Annotated in this window: 16 protein-coding genes; 11 read left to right on the top strand and 5 right to left on the bottom strand. The window is 71.2% G+C overall.

Features of this window, described 5'->3' with window-relative positions:
- Positions 1–339: 339 nt before the first annotated feature.
- From J2S22_RS23310 to J2S22_RS23330, 5 genes are all read left to right on the top strand, one after another.
- Complete coding sequence (locus tag J2S22_RS23310; protein ID WP_272778065.1) at positions 340–1128, top strand: ABC transporter permease; 789 nt, start codon at positions 340–342, stop codon at positions 1126–1128.
- A gap of 32 nt (positions 1129–1160) precedes the next feature.
- Positions 1161–2159, top strand: coding sequence for an ABC transporter substrate-binding protein (locus J2S22_RS23315; RefSeq protein ID WP_272778066.1), 999 nt, complete (start codon positions 1161–1163; stop codon positions 2157–2159).
- An 83-nt stretch (positions 2160–2242) separates the two neighbouring features.
- Positions 2243–3079 (top strand): ABC transporter ATP-binding protein, encoded by an 837-nt coding sequence (locus tag J2S22_RS23320; protein WP_272778067.1) that lies wholly within the window; start codon positions 2243–2245, stop codon positions 3077–3079.
- Positions 3080–3134: 55 nt separating this feature from the next.
- On the top strand, positions 3135–4820 hold the full coding sequence (locus J2S22_RS23325; RefSeq protein ID WP_272778068.1) for a carbon-nitrogen hydrolase family protein: 1686 nt from the start codon (positions 3135–3137) through the stop codon (positions 4818–4820).
- 77 nt (positions 4821–4897) lie between these two features.
- Positions 4898–5836, top strand: a complete 939-nt coding sequence (locus J2S22_RS23330; RefSeq protein ID WP_272778069.1) for a LysR family transcriptional regulator — start codon at positions 4898–4900, stop codon at positions 5834–5836.
- Between the two features lie 15 nt (positions 5837–5851).
- Here the strand turns inward: J2S22_RS23330 and J2S22_RS23335 are convergent, their stop codons facing one another.
- From J2S22_RS23335 to J2S22_RS23345, 3 genes are all read right to left on the bottom strand, one after another.
- The gene (locus J2S22_RS23335; RefSeq protein ID WP_272778070.1) at positions 5852–6922 is read right to left on the bottom strand and encodes a methyl-accepting chemotaxis protein; all 1071 of its coding nucleotides are present in this window, start codon (positions 6920–6922) and stop codon (positions 5852–5854) included.
- A 144-nt stretch (positions 6923–7066) separates the two neighbouring features.
- Complete coding sequence (locus J2S22_RS23340; protein ID WP_272778071.1) at positions 7067–7963, bottom strand: DUF2155 domain-containing protein; 897 nt, start codon at positions 7961–7963, stop codon at positions 7067–7069.
- Between the two features lie 199 nt (positions 7964–8162).
- Positions 8163–8579, bottom strand: a complete 417-nt coding sequence (locus tag J2S22_RS23345) for an NADH:ubiquinone oxidoreductase subunit NDUFA12 (protein ID WP_272778072.1) — start codon at positions 8577–8579, stop codon at positions 8163–8165.
- Between the two features lie 256 nt (positions 8580–8835).
- Here J2S22_RS23345 and J2S22_RS23350 point away from each other — a divergent pair, with 256 nt between their 5' ends.
- Positions 8836–9921, top strand: a complete 1086-nt coding sequence (locus tag J2S22_RS23350; RefSeq protein ID WP_272778073.1) for a mechanosensitive ion channel family protein — start codon at positions 8836–8838, stop codon at positions 9919–9921.
- Between the two features lie 54 nt (positions 9922–9975).
- Here J2S22_RS23350 and J2S22_RS23355 read toward each other — a convergent pair whose 3' ends face one another.
- Positions 9976–10611: a TetR/AcrR family transcriptional regulator gene (locus J2S22_RS23355; RefSeq protein WP_272778074.1), complete on the bottom strand. Its 636-nt coding sequence runs from the start codon at positions 10609–10611 to the stop codon at positions 9976–9978.
- 203 nt (positions 10612–10814) lie between these two features.
- Here J2S22_RS23355 and J2S22_RS23360 point away from each other — a divergent pair, with 203 nt between their 5' ends.
- Both J2S22_RS23360 and J2S22_RS23365 read left to right on the top strand, forming a co-directional pair.
- Positions 10815–11729 carry a DUF3313 domain-containing protein gene (locus tag J2S22_RS23360; RefSeq protein WP_272840515.1) on the top strand — a complete coding sequence of 305 codons (915 nt, stop codon included), beginning with the start codon at positions 10815–10817 and terminating at the stop codon, positions 11727–11729.
- Positions 11730–12085: 356 nt separating this feature from the next.
- The gene (locus J2S22_RS23365) at positions 12086–13399 is read left to right on the top strand and encodes a cation:dicarboxylate symporter family transporter (RefSeq protein WP_272778076.1); all 1314 of its coding nucleotides are present in this window, start codon (positions 12086–12088) and stop codon (positions 13397–13399) included.
- Between the two features lie 24 nt (positions 13400–13423).
- Here the strand turns inward: J2S22_RS23365 and J2S22_RS23370 are convergent, their stop codons facing one another.
- The gene (locus J2S22_RS23370; protein WP_272778077.1) at positions 13424–14368 is read right to left on the bottom strand and encodes a LysR family transcriptional regulator; all 945 of its coding nucleotides are present in this window, start codon (positions 14366–14368) and stop codon (positions 13424–13426) included.
- Between the two features lie 131 nt (positions 14369–14499).
- Between J2S22_RS23370 and J2S22_RS23375 the strand changes: the two genes are divergently transcribed.
- The 3 genes from J2S22_RS23375 to J2S22_RS23385 all read left to right on the top strand — a co-directional run bounded on the left by J2S22_RS23375 (position 14500) and on the right by J2S22_RS23385 (position 16919).
- The gene (locus J2S22_RS23375; protein ID WP_272778078.1) at positions 14500–15051 is read left to right on the top strand and encodes a carboxymuconolactone decarboxylase family protein; all 552 of its coding nucleotides are present in this window, start codon (positions 14500–14502) and stop codon (positions 15049–15051) included.
- A gap of 106 nt (positions 15052–15157) precedes the next feature.
- Positions 15158–15958 carry an SDR family NAD(P)-dependent oxidoreductase gene (locus J2S22_RS23380; RefSeq protein ID WP_272778079.1) on the top strand — a complete coding sequence of 267 codons (801 nt, stop codon included), beginning with the start codon at positions 15158–15160 and terminating at the stop codon, positions 15956–15958.
- A 67-nt stretch (positions 15959–16025) separates the two neighbouring features.
- The gene (locus tag J2S22_RS23385; RefSeq protein WP_272778080.1) at positions 16026–16919 is read left to right on the top strand and encodes an amidohydrolase family protein; all 894 of its coding nucleotides are present in this window, start codon (positions 16026–16028) and stop codon (positions 16917–16919) included.
- The last annotated feature ends 6 nt before the right edge of the window (positions 16920–16925 follow it).

Consider the following 16925-nt stretch of genomic DNA (forward strand, 5'->3'; position numbering starts at 1 on the left):
TAGGGGTTAACCCCTAAGCCGACGCCGCGCCGCCCTGCCCGTCTCCGCCGACATCTCTCCTCATCCCGAGACACTCGGCCGAAGGCGGAGCCCCGAAGGTGCGGGCGCTGCGCGACAACGGCTTCCCCGGTCCGGCCGCCTATGTTTTGATCAACACGGATGCAAATTGAACAACACGTAATCGCTTTTGAATATGCATCCTTGCACATTCCGTTGCACAACTGGCCATTTGCCGCGAGCCCCGCCGCCGGCAGCATCCTGCTGTCACGACGACCGGGCCGCATCCGCCGCCGTCCGGTCGAGCCGATCCTTCGAAGACCCACCCGGGCTGCCCCGCCGATGCCGAACGTCCTCGCGTCGACCCTGAAGAACCGACGGCTGCGCCGTACGATCGAGCTCGCGGTCGGCCCGGCCCTGCTCGTGCTGATCTGGTGGATCGCGTTCAAGGGACAGCTCGTCAACAAGGACCTACTGCCCTCGCCGTTCGACACGCTGCGCGACACCGCCGGCAGCATCCTGGCCGGCAGCATGACCCGTGACTTCCTCTACACGCTGGTGCGGGTCGCCTATTCGATCACCATCGCGATCGTCGCCGGCGTGCCGGCCGGCATCGTGCTGGGCGCCAACGCCGCGGTCTACCGCTCGCTCGAGTTCCTGGTCGACTTCTTCCGCTCGACCCCGGCGACCGCCCTGTTCCCGCTGTTCCTGCTGCTGTTCGGCCTCGGCGACATCGCCAAGATCGCGGTCGCCGCCTTCGCGGCCTGGCTGGTGATCGTCTTCAACGTCGCCTACGGGGTGATGAACGCCCGCCAGACCCGCATCCAGGCGGCACGCTCGATGGGCGCCGGGTCGCTGCGCATCTTCCGCGACGTGATCTTCTTCGAGACGATGCCGCAGACCTTCGTCGGCCTGCGCACCGCCGTGTCGCTGGCGCTCGTCGTCATCATCGTGGCCGAGATGTTCATCGGCGCCACCGACGGCCTCGGCCACCGCATCATCGACGCCCAGATCTCCTACTCGCTCACCGACATGTATGGCTCGATCCTGGTCGCCGGGGCGATGGGCTACGGGCTCAACCTGTCGCTCCTGTTCATCGAGCGCGCCTTCATCCACTGGTCCGGTCGCTGATCCCCCCGCACCTCAACCCAGGAGCCGCCGCCATGCGTCCCACGGTCCGAAACGCCTTGCTCGCCGCCTGCACGACCGCGCTGCTGAGCGCCGGGCCCGCGCAGGCCGCGTGCGACAAGATGGAGAAGGTGACGGCGGTCTGGCTGCCGATCATGCAGACCACCGCATACTACGTGGCACTCGAGGAGAAGCTGTTCGAGAAGGCCTGCATCCAGATCGAGTCGGTGAAGCTCGAGTCGCCCAACCAGATCATCGACGCGCTGGTCGGCGAGCGCGCCGACTTCGGCCCCCCCGGCGCGGCGGCCGGCATCACCATGCTGGCCGAGTCCAAGTTCCCTGGGAAGCTGAAGGTGTTCGGCCTGCAGGGCGGCGGCATCAAGGTCGACCGCATCAACGACGGCCTGATCGTCAAGCCCGAGAGCACGATCAAGAGCTTCGCCGACCTCAAGGGCAAGAGCCTCGGCCACGTGCCGGGCATCCAGTGGCGGACCATCTCGCGCCACATGATCCGCTCGGCCGGCCTCGACCCCGACAAGGACGTCCGGCTGCAGGAGCTCGCGGTGGCCATGCAGGTGCCGGCCGTGGTCGGCGGCACCGTCGACGCGACGCTGTCGCTCGAGCCGGTCGGCTCGGTCGCGGTCGCCTCCGGCAAGGCGAAGCGCGCGATGACCAACCCGGTGGCGAGCGTGATCGCCGATCCGTTCTACTCGGGCGCCTCGGTGATGACGACCAAGTTCCTCAAGGAGCGGCCGGCCGTCGCCCGCAAGGTGGTGGAGGCGATCGACGCGGCGACCGACCTGGTCAACGCCGACTTCGCCAAGTACAAGGCCGCCATCCCGAAATACACGCCGATCAAGGCCGACCAGCTCGCGCTGCTGGCACAGCCCTATCTGCGCGGCTTCAAGGATCTCGACGAGACCGACCTGAAGTCCTACCAGGCGCTGGTCGACATCTTCCACGCCGAGGGCGTCCTCCCGGCCCGGATCGACGTCCGCGAGAAGCTGCTGACCAAGGCCGATCTCGGAAGCTGAGTCCCACCCGGCGCCGGCCGCGGGGCGCCCGAACGCCCCGCCGACCGCCCTGCCCGCCGCGACCTCCCCGGATCCCGACCGCCATGCTCACCGCCCTCCACGGATCGCAGCCGCTGCGCGAGGTCGCGACGGACGCCGCCGCGCCGCCGGCCGTCGCCCCGGCCCGGCAGCCCTGGCTCACTGTCCGCGGCCTGTCGAAGGCGTTCGACGGCGCCGTGGTCTACGACGGCTTCGACATCGCCCTGCCGATGGGCCAGTCGATCGCCGTGTTCGGACCGAACGGCTGCGGCAAGAGCACCTTCATCAACCTGATCTCCGGCCTGATGCCGATGGACGCGGGCGAGGTGCTGTACGACGGCCAGGGCATCGCCGACACCCGTATCTCCTACGTGTTCCAGAACTATCGCGACGCCCTGTTCCCGTGGCGGCGGGCGATCACCAACATCCACTATCCGCTGGAGGTGCTCGGCCTGCCGCGGCGCGAGCGCGAGCGCCGCGTCGAGGCGCTGCTCGCCGAGTTCGCCGTCTCCATCGACCTGAAGACCTATCCCTACAAGCTTTCCGGCGGCCAGCAGCAGACCGTGTCGATCCTGCGCGCGCTGGTCACCGATCCCGAGGTGCTGTTCCTCGACGAGCCGTTCTCGGCGCTCGACTACGAGATGACCATCTTCATGCGCGAGCAGCTCCAGCGCATCTTCATGACCTCGCGTCGGACCGTGCTGCTCGTCTCGCACGATCTCGACGAGGCGATCCAGCTCGCCGACAAGGTGGTGCTGCTGACCAAGCGGCCGACCCGCGTGGCCGAGATCGTCGACATCGATCTCCCGTGGCCCCGCACCCTCGACGTCACCACCAGCGAACGCTTCGTCGCGCTGAAGCGCCACTGCCTCGACCGGTTCACCGCGGAGGTGCGGCGCTGAGCGCCGGCCCGGACCGACAGCCGACCCGACATACCGACCATCTGGGGAGAGACACATGACGACCCGTCGCTTTCGCGCGGCCGCGGTGCAGACGCTGGCGCGCCTCGGGGACTTCGACCACAACATCGCGCTCGCCACGCGATACGTCGAGGACGCGGTCCGCCAGGGCGCCGAGCTGATCGTCTTCCCCGAATGCATGGACACCGGATACCTGTTCGACTCGCCCGAGCACGCCCGCAGCCTCGCCGAGACGATCGCCGAAGGGCCGTTTACCACGGCGCTCTCGCGGCTCGCCCGCCTGCACCACGTCTACATCGCCAGCGGCATCACCGAGTGGGATCCGGCCAAGGAGAAGATCTTCAACACCGGCATCCTGTACGACCGCGAGGGCCGGGTCGCCTGCCACTACCACAAGCAGTTCCTGGCAACTCACGACCAGAACTGGTTCGCCTTCGGCGAGCGGGGCTGCCCGGTGGTCGACACCGATCTCGGCCGCATCGGCCTGCTGATCTGCTTCGACGGGCGCATTCCCGAGATCTTCCGCGCCATGACCCTGCAGGGCGCCGAGGTGATCGTCGACATGGCGAACTTCTTCGCCATGGACCAGGCCGACATGTGGGGGCCGGCGCGCGCCTACGAGAACGGCGTCTGGCTGGTCGCCGCCACCAAGGCCGGCTGGGAACGCTCGATCTACTATCCGGGCGGCAGCATGATCGTCGACCCGAAGGGCCGCGTGCACGCCAAGGTACCCTACGACACCCACGGGCTCGCCATCGCCGAGGTCGATCCCGACGCCGCCGCCGACAAGTCGATCTACGCCGGCAACGACAAGATCGCCGACCGCCGGCCCGACACCTACGGCCTGATGGCGAAGCCCTACGCCGAGACGCCGGTGTGCGGCATCGCCGACGTCCCGCTGGTGCCGTCGAGGTCCGTCACCAAGGTCGCCGCCGTCCAGATGCACGTCACCTGCCCCGGAGCGGCCGAGACCGCCACCGACGCCGACGTGATCGACATGGTCGACCATACCGCGAAGCTCGGCGCCAAGGTGCTCGTGCTGCCCGAATACGCCTTCGCCGAACGCGCCATCCTGACGGCCGCCGAGGCCGGCCGGCTCGCCGACCGGGAGGCCGCGATCCTCGCCCCGCTCGACCGCATCGCCGGCGCCTATCGGTGCCTGATCGCGGTGCCGACCGTGACCCGCGCGGCGGCCGGCCTGCAGGTCACCACCGTGCTGCTCGGCCCGGACGGCGAGATCGGCCGCTACCACAAGGCCCACCTCACCGCCGAGGAGCGGGTCTGGGCGAAGCCCGGCGACGCCTATCCGGTGTTCGACACGCCGTTCGGCCGCATCGGCGTGATGTCGGGCTACGACGCGGTGTTCCCCGAGACGTCGCGCTGCCTGGCGATCGCCGCGGCCGACGTCGTCCTGTGGCCGGCGTCGCTGCGCGAGCCGTTCGAGCGCGAGCTGCTCGCTGTGCCGCGCGCCGAGGACAACCGCGTCGCCGTCGTGCTCGCCAACCGGGTCGACACCGCCTATCCGGGCGGCAGCCTGGTGGTGCCGCCGACCGGCTTCCCCCAGTGGGACATCAACGTCGCGGCGCCCCGCGTGACGAAGCTCGGCGCCGTGATGCCGAAACACATCGACCTCGCGGTCTGCCGGCAGAAGCAGATGATCCCCAAGGTCGACATGTTCGCCAACCGGCTGGTCGACACCTACGCCCCGATCGTCGCCGCGTGACCGACGCCGCCGCGCTCCGGAGAGCCGCGCGGGAGGCCGGCTTGCCAGCCGGGCGGCTTCCCGCGATGATGACGGCGATGCCGCCCGCCCCTCCCGTCTCGCCGAAATCCTCCCGGCCGATCCGCTACGACTGGAACGACATCGTCTTCTTTCTCGAGGTCGCGCGCCAGCGCAACCTGGTGCGCGCCGCCGCCAAGCTGAAGGTCGACCACACCACGGTCAGCCGGCGCGTGCGCGAGCTGGAGCGGAGCCTGAACTGCACGCTGTTCCGGCGCAGCAAGTCCGGCTTCACTCTCACCGAGACGGGCCTACGGCTGCTGCAATACGCCGAGGGAATGGAGAACCAGGCGAACTCGATCGTCGAGGCGGTCGGGGTCGGGGAGGCCGAGCCGGCCGGCGCGGTGCGCATCGCCAGCATGGAAGGCATCGGCAGCCTCTATCTCACCCGCTGCGTCGCCGACTTCAATCGGCTGCATCCCTCGATCCAGATCGAGCTGATCACGGATTCGCGGCTGTTCGATCTCAGCCGCCGCGAGGCGGACGTGTTCGTCAGCTTCTTCCGGCCGTCCGGCAAGCGGCTTTCGGTCAAGAAGGTGGGCGAGTTCCGCATCTCGCTGTTCGCGTCGCGCGGCTACTTCGCCGAGCGGCCCCCGCCGCGGAGCCTGAAGGAGCTCGACACCCACACCTTCGTCGACTTCATCGACGAGCACGTCCACATCCGCGAGAACCGCTGGCTCTCCGACATCCTGCGGCCCGGCCACATGGGCTTCCGCAGCACCAGCCTCGTCGCCCAGTACGTCGCGGTGTCGACCGGCCAGGGCATCGGCATGCTGCCGTCCTTCGTCGCCGCCCACAACAATGACCTCCGGCCGGTGATGCCGAAGCTCTTCACGGTGCGCGACATCTGGCTCTCGGTGCACGAGGATCTGCTGCACGTCGCCCGCATCCGGGCGGTGCTCAGCTTCCTGGAGCGCCGCATCCGCGACGACGCCGGATTCCTGATGGGCGAGTCCTGACGGCTGACGCGCGCCCTACCCGGCCTTGCGCACGATGACGCCGTACCAGCCGAGGCCCTTGTAGGTCTCGTAGCCGGGGGTCGCGTGGAAGGCGACGAGGGCGCCGGAGGGATCGTGCGCGCAGCCGGCGCGGTGGCCGTCGGTGCGCAGCGCGACGTGCTCGGTCAGGATGCCGACGCCGTCGGACGCGGCCAGCACCCGCAGCCGGCGGTCGACCAGCAGCACCCGCATCCGGGCGTCGTCGCCGACCCGCACGCCGTCGACGATGGCGCGGGCCTGCGGCTCCCAGTCGAAATGGATGGCGAGAATGCCGAGCAGCTTGCCGTCGGCGCGGCCGCCCTCGCGCACCGTGGCGCAATAGGTCGCGACCTGGGCATCGCCGAGCTTGGACTGCCGCTCGATGTCGCCGGCCACGTAGTCGTCGCCGGTCCGCAGCGCCAGCGCCTCGCGGAACCAGGCCTCCTCCCGGACGCTGCCGCCCTGCACGGCGAAGCGGTCGGGGCGGCCGTTGGCCAGGATGGTGCCGTCGAGCCCGCAGAGCCACAGGTCGAGATAGACCGTGTAGGCGGCGAGGATCACGCCGAGCCGCTCCGACGCGTAGGCGCGCGCCGCGTCGCCCGGATCGGCCGCGCAGGAGACCACGGCCGAGTCGGTCGCCCACCAGCGCACGTCGCAGGTGCGCTCGTAGAGATTCCGGTCGATCAGCTCGACGGCGTTGAGGGCGAGGTCGACCATGCGGTCGCCGAGCGACCGCTCGGTCATCCGGGCGATCGACGACATCAGCGCGCCGGTGCGGCGGGTGAGCTGGCTCTCGAGGTCGCCGGCGAGCGCGTCGATCTGCTGGCCGACCGCCCGCACCTCCTGGGCCACCACGGCGAAGCCGCGGCCCTGGTCGCCGGCCCGCGCGCTCTCGATCAGCGCGTTGAGGGCCAGCATCTTCATCTGATTGGTGATCTGCTGGATCGCGCGGGTCTTGTCGCAGGCGATCCGGTTGACCTCGGCGGTCAGGGACTCGGTCAGCGCCGAGATGTCGGCAGTGTCGCCGTCACCTTCGGCGACGGCGAGCGACTGGCTCACGGGGGTCATGGCGGGCCGTCACAATCTAGTGCTGAATGCGATCTGAGGTGACCTGATTAGGTCGGTATAATACTTACGGAGGACTTAATATGCGAAGTCCCCGGCTGCTGATAATTCAGGCAGCCGGCCGGGACGAACCGTAGCCGGAAGGACCTATTGAACGCGCGGTGCTGCCGGGATCGCCTGGGCGGCGGGCGGGCGACTCTGGCGCTGCTGCCGCTGGCGCGGCGGCGGCGCGGGCGGCGGGGCGGCCGCGGGCGGCGGCGCCTCGGCGACGGCGGCGGCGCCTTTGCAGTCCGACAGCCAGACGTCGTAGATCGAGTGCTCGACCCCGTGCAGGCCGGGGCTCGCCGCGAACATCCAGCCGCGGAACAGCTTCTTCACCTCGCCCTGGAGCGTCACCTCGTCGACCTCGACGAAGCCCGTGGTGTTGGGCGCCTCGGTGGGCGGGCGCGTGTAGCAGGCGCGCGGCCGCACCTGCAGGGCGCCGTACTGAACGGTCTCGTCGAGCGACACCTCGAACCGGGTGATCCGGCCGGTGATCTTGTCGAGGCCGGAGAACACCGCGATCGGATTCGGCACCTTCACGGTCGGCACCTCGGTGACGACCTCCTCGGGCAGCTGCGGTGCCTGGCCAGGAGCCGGCGCCGGCTGGCCGGCGGCCGGCGGCTGGCCGGGCCGAGCCGCGGTAGCCGGGGTGCCGGGGGACGGCGGGGCCTCGGGCGCCGTGGCGGCGCCGGGCGGCGGCGCCAGCGGCTGCGATTCGACCGGGCCGAGGCCGATTCCGCTGCCGGTCCCCGTGCCGGGGCGCGGTCGCCCGGCGGTCGGAGGCGGCGGCAGCGGCTCGCCCGGATAGGCCTCCTCGCGCGGCAGCGGCGTCACCGGCTGCAGGGAGCCGGGCGGCGGCAGCGGCTCGCGCCGGGTCGGCACCGCCGAGGGCGGCCGCGGCGGCGGATCGTTGCCGAAGATGCTGCCGAACTGCGCCGGTGCGGGCGCGGTGGTCAGCAGCAGACCGAGGAGCACCAGCGGCGCGCGCGACAAACCTGACATGGATCTCGTCATCCGAATCGGAGGCGGAACGCCCGCGGCGGAGCGCCGGGCGGCGACGGCGCGCGGCCGCGCACGCGACACGGGGCGCACTTAACACGCGGATTACGGCACCGAAAGGGAGACGAAACGATGGCCGGGCCTCGATTTTTCGCCTCTCTGCAGGCCGGCTTTCCGCCCGTCCGGGTCCGGGCGACGCGACTCAGCGGCCGGGCGTCCAGGCCTTGTAGTCGCCGGTCGCGGCCGGGCGGCGGTTCTGCGCCAGCGTCGAGCCCGGCGGCCGGTAGGCGCCCGGCGTCCCGGTGAGATTCGGCACGTGCGGCTTCCACCACTCGCGCGGCGTTACCGTCTCCTGGGTCGGCGGCACGTCGACGATGTGGTGCATCCAGCCGTGCCACTCGGGGGGGATCCGCGAGGCTTCGGCGACGCCGTTGTAGATCACCCAGCGGCGCTCGAAGCCGAGCGCCGGGCTGATCCGCCCGCCCTTCTCCCGGTAGTACTTGTTGCCCTGGGCGTCCTCGCCGACCAGCTCGCCGTGGCGCGCGGTCCACACCTGCGTGCCGAAGGTCTGGCCGTTCCACCACGTGAAGAAGCGGGTCAGGAAGGTCTTGAGGTCCATCGTCCACCTGTGGGCCCGAGGCTTTCGGCGTTTCTGCCACCCGGACGAGGCGAAGTCCAGAAGGCGCATGTGCGGCCGGCCGCCCTCCGGCGGGGCGCGCGGCGGCCCCGCCGAATCCGGCTGGAACCGCTCCGGAATCCGGTCTGTTGACCCCGGATGCTGCGCTGCGGGAGCAGCCGCCGGGAGAGCCCGGCGGGCCGACCGAGAGGAGGGCAATTTGGACTTTATCGACAGGGTGTTGGCGGGAACCGCCGAGGTGCTTTCGAAGGTTCCAGGGAGCGTCGTCGGGCTGATCGCCCTCGTCCTCGCGGTCGTCGTCGTCCTCGGCCTGCACGCCCTGGTCGGCCGGCTGCTGCGCCGCGTCTTCCGGGCGCGGCCCTTCGTGCTGACCCTGCTCGCGCGCAGCCGCGGACCGAGCCGGCTCGCGACCGTCATCTTCGTGGTGGCGCTGCTGTTGCCGGCCATGCCGTTCGATTCGACCGCCGCCGACATCGCCGTGAAGCTGCTCGGCGTCGTCTTCGTGATGCTGCTCGGCTGGATCGCGCTGATCGCCGTCGATCTCGGCGCCGCCTTCTACATGCGCGGCTACCGGAGCGAGATGCCGCACGACCTGCTGGCCCGCAAGCACCTGACCCAGGTGCGGATCCTCAAGCGGGTCGCGACCATCCTGGTGGTCGTCGTGACGGCCGCGGCGGCGCTGATGAACTTCGAGACGGTGCGCCAGTACGGCGTCAGCCTGTTCGCCTCGGCCGGCGCCGCCGGCCTCGTGGTCGGCCTCGCGGCGCGGCCGCTGTTCTCCAACCTGATCGCCGGCGTGCAGCTCGCCATTACCCAGCCGATCCGCCTCGGCGACGCCGTGATCGTCGAGAACGAGTGGGGCGAGATCGAAGAGATCACATCGACTTACGTCGTCGTCCGGATCTGGGATCTGCGCCGCCTGATCGTCCCGCTCACCTACTTCATCGAGAAGCCGTTCCAGAACTGGACGCGCGAGAACCCGGCCCTGTTCGGCGCCGTGATGCTCTATGTCGACTACGCCGTGCCGGTCGATCGGCTGCGGGCGAGGCTGGAGGACATCGCCAGGGGCTCGCCGCTGTGGGACGGCCGGGTCTGCGGCCTGCAGGTGACCGACACCACCGAGCGCACCATGGAGCTGCGCGCCCTGGTCAGCGCCCGCACGGCCGGCGAGGCCTTCGACCTGCGCTGCGAGGTCCGCGAGAAGATGATCGGCTTCCTGCGCGAGCAGCACCCCGAAGGCCTGCCGCACGTGCGCGCCGCGGTGGCGGGCGGCCGCGAAGCCGACGGTGCCACGATACCGGCCTGGGCCGGCGGGACCGCATAGGCCGCCTGCCCCGCCCGCCGGGCCGGACCGCGCCGGGCCCGCCGCGTGGGCCGGTCAGTCCTTCGGAGCGCGCCGCCCCGCCCGGGCGGCGGCCGGCCGCATCTCCTCGCTCAGCCTCTCGAAGCCGGCCCGGATGTAGCGCGCCACGGGACGACGTGCGTCGTCCTGGAGCCACGCCTCGACGGCGAGACGCAGGACGCCGATCGCCGTCACGGCGACCAGCCGCAGCCGCTCGCGCCGCTCCCTGGCCGGCCACAGCTCGCACAACGCCTCGAACAGCACCTGCTCGTAGTCGTCGAACCCGCTCCGCCGGCCCGGCCGCAGCGTCTTGGTCTCGCGCATCAGCCGCGCGATCGCCAGCGTGCGGGCCGAATCGAAGCGGCCGGCCACCGTCACCAGGGCGGCCTGCGCGACCTCGATCGGCAGCTCGGCCGTCGAGCGCGCCAGCACGGCCTGCCTGAGATCCGCCTGGCGCTGCGCCGAATGCGCCAGCAGGATCTCGTCCTTACCCTCGAAGTAGTGGAAGAACGTCCGCCGCGAGATGCCGACCGCCGCGGCGATGTCGTCCAGGGTCGTCGCCTCGTAGCCCCGCGTCAGGAACAGCTCGAGGCCGATCGCCGCGATGCGCTCGTGCATCTCGCGGCGCTTGCGCTCGCGCAGCCCCTCGCGGTCCGGAACACGGTCGTGCATCGGCCATAGATGGCACGGCCCCGCCCCGAATGCAATTTTACACCCGGTGCAAGATCCTTGGGATCCTGCGGAATCGCCGCGCCGCGCGGCGGCCGCGCCGCCCGCCGCGGCGCGTCGCAAATCCGACACGTTATTTATTACACTGAGTGCACTTTTTCTGATGCACCGGACCTCCAGGGGGGCGCGCTCGCGCCGGTTCAGCCATGATCGACCGTCGAAGTCTCCGCCGCCCCGCCCGCCCGCGCGGCGGCTCCCGTCGCGCCGCCGCCCGTTTCGCCCCCGCCGCCCGCTGGCCACCGGCGATGCTGCTGTGGCTGCTCGCGGGCTGCGCGTCGGCGCCGCTCGACCGGGCCGGGACGCTGCAGTCCTACGACCGGCTGGAGCCGGCGAACGGCCTGGTCACCCGCAGCCTTCTCGAGGTGAGCCCGGACGACGTCCTGGTGGCCCGGACCGTAAAGATCGTGCCGACCGTCTTCTCCGACCCGGCGGCGCGCACGCCGCTCACCGCGGAGCAGCGCAGGCTGGTGGCCAACGCGGTCGACCGGGCGCTGTGCGCCGCCCTCAGCGAGCGCTTCGCGGTGGTGCGTCCCTCCGAGCATGCCGACCTCACCGTGCACGCCGTGGTGACCCAGCTGACGCCGACCGACCCGGTCGCGGCCGGCCTGTCGAAGGGCGGCTCGGTGGCGAAGTCGATCCTGCTGCCGGGGGTGCCGGGGCCGGTGCCGCGGATCCCGGTCGGACTCGGCAGCCTGTCGCTGGAGGCCGAGGCGCGCGACCCCGCCGGGCGGCCGCAGGCCGCGATGGTCTGGGGCCGCGGCGCCACCGTCCTGTTCGGCCCGACCCGCATCGCCGAGAACGGCGACGCCTACGTGCTCGCCGCCGAGTTCGGTGCCGACTTCGGCAAGCTCCTGGTCACCGGGAGGTCGCCGTTCGGCGGCCTGCCGTCGCCGCCGTCGCTGGAGAAGATCGGCCATCTGCTCGGCAAGGCGCCCAAGTATCCGGCCTGCGAGGCGTTCGGACGACCGCCCGGCCTCGTCGGCCTGCTCGGCGAGCAGGTCGGCGCCCCGCCGAGCTGGACCGACCAGGGCGCCGCGCCGGCCGCCGCGGCGACGGAGTGAGAGCGGGCGTTCCCGCGCGCCTGCCGGTCTACCGGCTGCGCGGGACGTTCGCCGAGACCACCGGCGCCTCGCCGGCCCGCACAGCGGTGGAGCCGGCGTCGGTTGGACGGAGGCCGGCCGCGATCGCTCTCCGCGCCGACGACCGACCGCCCCGGTGACGGGCCGGAGCCGGGTTCGCCCCGGCGGCGGCGGTCGGTCGGAGAGAGCGGGCCCGGCCCGACTCCCGTCCGACGCCGCTGCGTTATAGGAAACCATCGCAAATCAGCATTAGACGGCCACTCCGAAGTCCAGGAAGGTGCGGCGCCCCCCGGAAGACCACGTCTCGCGCGCCCTCCCCCACGGAACTGGACACGGCCATGGCGTACTTCAAGCAGCTCTACGTTCAGGTTCTGATCGGCATCGTCGCCGGCATCGTGCTCGGCATCGTCGATCCGCCCACCGCCGTCGCGATGAAGCCGCTCGGCGACGCCTTCATCGGTCTCCTGCGCATGATGCTGGCGCCGATCATCTTCTGCTCCGTGGTGGTCGGGCTCACCCACGTCGCCAACATGCGCCAGCTCGGCCGCCTCGCCCTCAAGGCGCTGATCTACTTCGAGGTGCTGACCACGGTCGCGATGGCGATCGGCTTCGTCGCCGTCAACATCTTCGAGCCGGGCGTCGGCCTGCACGCCACCGACCTCGCGGTCGACCAGAACGTCAGCCGCATCGCCACCTCGGCCGGCAACTTCACCGCCATCGGCTTTTTCCTCAGCATCATCCCGCACACCCTGGTCGACGCCTTCGCCAAGGGCGAGATCCTGCAGGTGCTGCTGATCTCGGTGCTGACCGGCGCGGCGCTGAGCGTCGGCGGCGTCGGCAAGGACTCGGTGCTGATCCGCGGCATCACCGAAGGCCAGGACGTGCTGTTCCGCATCCTCGGCTTCATCATGAAGCTCGCCCCGATCGGCGCCTTCGGCGCCATCACGGCGGCGGTCGGAGCGTTCGGGGCGGCGACCCTGCTCTACCTCGCCAAGCTCGTGATCCTCTACTGGGCCTCGGCCGTCTTCTTCGTCGTCTTCGGCCTCGGCGCCGTGCTGGCGACCCTGCGCCTGTCGATCTTCAAGGTGCTCGGCCTGATCCGCGAGGAGCTGCTGATCGTGCTCGGCACCGCGTCGAGCGAGGTGGTGCTGCCGCGCGTCATGGAGAAGCTCGAACGGGCCGGCTGCGACGGCGCCGTGGTCGGCTTCGTGGTGCCGTCCGGCTACAGCTTCAACCTCGACGGCACGTCGATCTACATGGCGATCGCGGTCGGGTTCATCGCCCAGGCGACCGACACGCCGTTCACCCTCGGCCAGCAGCTCGGCGTCCTGGCGATCCTGCTCCTGACCTCCAAGGGCGGCACCACGGTGGCGGGCGGCGCCTTCATCAAGCTCGCCGCGACGCTGCAGACGGTGCGCAGCCTGCCGCTCAACGGCCTCGGCCTGCTGTTCGGCGTCGACCGGCTGATGGCGACCTGCACGGCCCTCGTGAACGTCATCGGCAACGTCGTCGCGACCCTCTACATCGCCCGTTCGGAGAACGGCTTCGACCGCGCCCGCTGGGACGCCTACCTGACCGCCAAGGACCGCGGCGAAGAGCCCGCCCCGGCGCCGGTCGCCGAGCCGGCGGCCGCGCCGCAGTCGGCGCACTGACCCGGGTGGAGAGCACGCCCGATGTCAGGGCTGCCGCATCTCCTCGACCATGCGGGCGCGGGCCCAGATCCGGTCGGCGACCAGGCGGGCCACGCAGGCGCGCACGAGGCGCGCGGCCTCCAGTGTCAGCCACGAGGCCTGCGCCTCGCCCGGCATGCCGATGCAGATCGTCGACGTCACCGGCGGGTGCTCGATCGGGCGTACCACGAACTCGCCACGGGCGGTCTCGTCGGCCACGCCCGCATAGGTCTGGATGGTCGCGCCGACGCCCCGCTTCACCATGACCTTGATCAGCGGCACGCTGTCGATCTCCAGCGCCAGAGCGAGGCGGATGTTGTGCCGGATCGCCTCCCGCTCGAGCAGCCGCCTGTTGCTGTGCGGCAGCGTCGGCAGGATCAGCGGCACGTCGGCGAGGTCGCGGAACCTGATCCCGGCGGGGCGCGCGGCGGGATGGCCGGGCGCGCAGGCGAGCACCATGCGCTCCTGCAGGATCGGCGTCAGCTCGATCCCTTCGAGCGGCGTCGGATTGTGCATGACGGCGACGTCGATCCGCCGTGCCATCAGCCACTCTTCGAGCAGCGTGCTGATGCCCTCCCGCACGATGAGGGTGGCCTGCGGCCAGCGGGCCCGGAAGCTCTCGTACAGCTCCGGAACGATCAGCAGGCCCGAGGTCGGCGGCACGCCGACCGCCACCTCCCCGGTGAAGGCCTCCTGACCGCCCTTGACGAGATCGAGCGAGCGGGACAGGCGCTCGATGACCTGCTCGGCCTCGCTGAGCAGCAGCGCGCCGCGCTCGGTGATGGTCACGCCGCGGCCGTGGCGCTGCAGCAGCTGCACGCCGAGCTCGTCCTCGAGCTTCTTGATCTGCCGGCTCAGCGCCGGCTGGGCGATGTTGAGCCGGCTGGCGGCCCGGCTGAAGCTTCCCGAACGGGCGACGCAGATGAAGTAGCGGAGCTCGCGGACGTCCATGTCGCTCCCTTTCGACCGATCACGACCGCCGGCGACGCGGCGGCGTGCGTGCCGGCACGGCCGCCCGGCATAGCGCGTTCCGACCGTGCGGTGAACCGGCCGCCACCGCGGCCCCTGCGAGGACCACTTCCATGAGAATCCCGGACCTCTCCCGCGACGAGATGGACGAGGCGCAGCGCTGCGTCGCCGACGAGGCGGTCGCCGGCAAGCGGGGCCGCGTTCCGGCGCCGCTGCGCGCCTGGCTGCACAGCCCCGAGATGGGCGCCCGCGCCCAGCGGCTCGGCGAGTTCTGCCGCTACGACACGATCCTGGGTGCACGCTACTCCGAGCTCGCCATCCTGGTGGTGGCGCGGACCTGGACGGCGCATTTCGAATGGTACGCGCATAAGCGCGACGGCCTTGCGGCCGGTCTCGACCCGGCCGTGGTCGCCGCGATCGCCGCACGCGAGACGCCGGAGTTCGGAGACGACGCGAAGGCCCGGGCCGTCTACGACTACACGTCCACGCTGCTGCGGACGCACCATGTGCCGGACGCCGTGCACGCGCGCGCCGAGGCCCTGCTGGGCGTGCGGGGCGTCGTCGAGCTGGTCGGCCTCGTCGGCTACTACACGCTCGTCGCCATGACGCTGAACGCTTTCGCGATCGGATTGCCGGACGGCGTGCAGCCGGAGCTGGATCCATGAGCTTTCCCGGGGAGGTGGGCCTGCGGCACCGGGCGGCCGCGGTCGACGGCCCCCCGCATCCGGGCCCCGCGCGGGCCCATACGCTCGAACGAGCAGGAGTTCTGTCATGACCGGAAGACTGCAGGACAAGGTCGCGATCGTCACCGGGGCGGGTTGCGTCGGCCCCGGCTGGGGCAACGGGCGGGCCGCCGCCGTCATGTTCGCGCGCGAAGGCGCGAACATCTTCGCCGTCGACAAGAATCCCGCGTCCATGGAGGAGACGGTCGCCCGCATCGCCGAGTTCGGCGGGACCGTGGTGACGGCGCAGTGCGACGTCACCGACGGCGTCAGCGTCGCCGCCATGGTGAAGAGCGCCCACGAGAGGTTCGGGCGCATCGACGTGCTGGTGAACAATGTCGGTGGCTCGGCCCCCGGCGGCCCGGCCGAGATGACCGAGGAGGCGTGGAACGCCCAGCTCGCCTACAACCTGACGAGCGTCTTCCTCACCTGCCGCCACGTCATCCCGATCATGCAGGCGCAGCACGCCGGCGCCATCGTCAACACCGCCTCGACCTCCGGCATCCGCTTCACCGGCTCGCCGCAGGTCGGCTACGCCGCCACCAAGGCCGGCGTCATCCAGCTCACCCGGGTCGTCGCCGTGCAGTACGCCAAGGACGGCATCCGGGCCAACACCGTGGTGCCGGGCCAGATGCACACCCCGATGGTCGAGGCGCGGCTCGCCGGGCAGCGCACCGGCGGCGACGTCGAGACGCTGCTCAAGTCGCGCGTCGCCCGCATCCCGCTCGGCTTCATGGGCGACGGACGCGACACCGCCGCCGCCGCCCTGTTCCTCGCCTCCGACGAGGCGCGCTTCGTCACCGGCACCGAGATCGTCGTCGACGGCGGCATGAGCGCCCGCTGCGACTGACCCCGCCCCTCCGGCGGCCGGGCCCCTCCCGGCCGCACGGCCTTTCATCCGATCACGGAGCATGCCCATGAGCGCGACACCGAAGCGCCCGCTCGGGCCGGAGCCGACCTGCGCTCCGCCCGTCCCGAATCCGAAGAAGCCCGACCTGGCGCTCCCGCCGAAGGCCTGCGACGCGCACTATCACATCTTCGGTCCGGCACACCGCTTCCCCTTCGCCGCCGACCGCACCTTCACGCCGCACGACGCCCCGCTCGCCGACCTGCTCGCCCTGCACCGGCATCTCGGCTTCGAGCGCGGCGTGTTCGTCCAGTCGGCCTGCCACGGCACCGACCATTCGGCCGTGCTCGACGCGCTGGCCGGCCTGAAGGACCGCTATCGCGGCGTCGCCCTGCTGACGCCGTCGACGCCGCCGGCCGAGGTGGCGCGGCTGCACGAGGCCGGCTTTCGCGGGGTGCGGCTGCACTTCGTCTCGCATCTCCACGGCCAGTCGCCCGACGACATCCGCGCCGTCATCCGGCTCGTCGCGCCGTTCGGCTGGCACATCGCCGTCCACACGATGCACGACGGCCTCGCCGAGCACGAGGCCTTCATCCGCGCCATCGACGCCCCGGTGGTGATCGACCACATCGGTCGCTTCGACATCGCCGACGGCGAGAGCAGCCGCGGATTCCAGGCCCTGCGGCGCCTGCTCGACGGCGGCCGGGTGTGGGTCAAGCTGAGCGGCGTCGACCGCCTGTCCGACACGCCGCCCTGCTTCCGCGACGCCGTCGCGGTCGCGCGGATCCTCGCCGCGCAGGCCCCGGAGCGCATCCTGTGGGGCACCGACTGGCCGCACCCCAACCACAAGCACGTTCCCGACGACGGCGTGCTGGTCGACCTGATCGCCGAGATCGCCCCCGACGAGACGATCCGCCGGAAGATGCTGGTCGACAACCCGGCCGCGCTGTTCGGGTTCGAGTGAGGTCTG

Source organism: Rhodoplanes tepidamans, from assembly GCF_030813915.1.
GTDB classification, from domain to species: domain Bacteria; phylum Pseudomonadota; class Alphaproteobacteria; order Rhizobiales; family Xanthobacteraceae; genus Rhodoplanes; species Rhodoplanes tepidamans.